This is a genomic window from Rhizobium sp. RSm-3 (assembly GCF_001854685.1).
GTDB classification, from domain to species: Bacteria; Pseudomonadota; Alphaproteobacteria; order Rhizobiales; family Rhizobiaceae; genus Rhizobium; species Rhizobium ecuadorense.
Genome location: NZ_MAWZ01000050.1, coordinates 1 through 1,225, shown reverse-complemented (window position 1 = coordinate 1,225; position 1,225 = coordinate 1). Strand labels below are relative to the sequence as shown.

General features: G+C 58.2%; 1 protein-coding gene and 1 pseudogene. Both read right to left on the bottom strand.

Annotated elements, in window-relative coordinates:
- Positions 1-250: 250 nt before the first annotated feature.
- Positions 251-474, bottom strand: a pseudogene (locus BBJ66_RS35925) (hypothetical protein); the annotation flags it as partial.
- A 448-nt stretch (positions 475-922) separates the two neighbouring features.
- Positions 923-1,225, bottom strand: a 303-nt coding sequence (locus tag BBJ66_RS35180) for a hypothetical protein (protein WP_443217142.1), incomplete at its 5' end; no start/stop codon positions are given.

Sequence of the window (1,225 nt, the reverse complement as noted above, 5' to 3'; positions counted from 1 at the left end):
CATCAGGCCGGCACATGGCTTGAGAGGCTCGCCAGCAGTTTCGGGTGATGTGTGGAACATGCAGCGCGAAGGGTGCCGTCAGAATTTCCGATTCCAACCAATCTTTCCGCCGGCCTTTCTGATTTCGCCGCCTCAGGCAACGGAACCATTGCGGTGTAGCTGCTGACAGAACCCGTTGCGCGCCTGATAGTTATGCGACCTATGGGGCGGCGATCAGGATGAGACGCGCGCGACAATCTGGATGAGATTCTTATGTCGCGGTCGGGATGAAGTTATCATGTTGATTGTCGCTGGCAAGAGCTTCATCGTGGTCTGATTGCCGCTCCGCGACAAACTGTGCGGTGCCTTTGATTGTCGCGAATGAGGCTGGCCTGCCGCGCCGGCGTTTGACCCCCATGGGTGGAACGTCGTCGATAGCTTTCAACGTTCATTTCGAATGATCGTTGCGTGATGAACAAGTCGGTCCACCGCGGCACCCGCCCGCAGGCATTAGTTGCAGGATACGGGGTCGGCATCGAGTACCCAACTCACACGTTGGCTCATGATCGCCGCATGAAATGCATCCGGCGCCATGGGGGGGTCGTCCGGGCCTGAAGCCATAGTAGAACCCGCAAAGGATAGGCCGTCATCGACGGCACTAAGCACTTCAGCGACCGCGCCAGCATCCTTCGCACCCGAGGCTCTTCCCGCATCCGTATCTGTCTACACTTCAGATGCGACAGCCGTCGCCTCTTGGGATGCTGGCCAAACGTCACGTTTTGAAGGAAGACGGACGACGTGCACATTCGATGTTGCCCCGGCACTGGGGATCGTCTCATCTGGGTTGGCGCGCTGCACGTGGCCGCGTAAAAACGGATTCTCTCTCAACGGTTTGGTGCTTTTTCAAGAACCACTGGCATCTATTGCTCGATCCATCTCCACCCTATTGCAGGAAAAGGTAAATGTCGTTCTCCATGCCTGATGGCCCCAGAGTGGCCGTGTAGGGCACACCATGGATAGTGATGCTGGTCTGGGGTTTGTCCGCGCTCGGCAGCAACTCAAGCCAGGACATCGCAAGCCGAAGGCCAGCCTGTGCCGGTTGATTGCGGTGTTGCCAGCTCGGAGGGACAGCTCCTCCCAAGTCGTCCACAGGCAGCGTGTACTGTGGGGTGCCGAAGATCGATGCCCCCAAGCTTTGCTCCCATGGTGCGTCTGGCGGATTGACGCTTTGCACCGGTGAATAGGC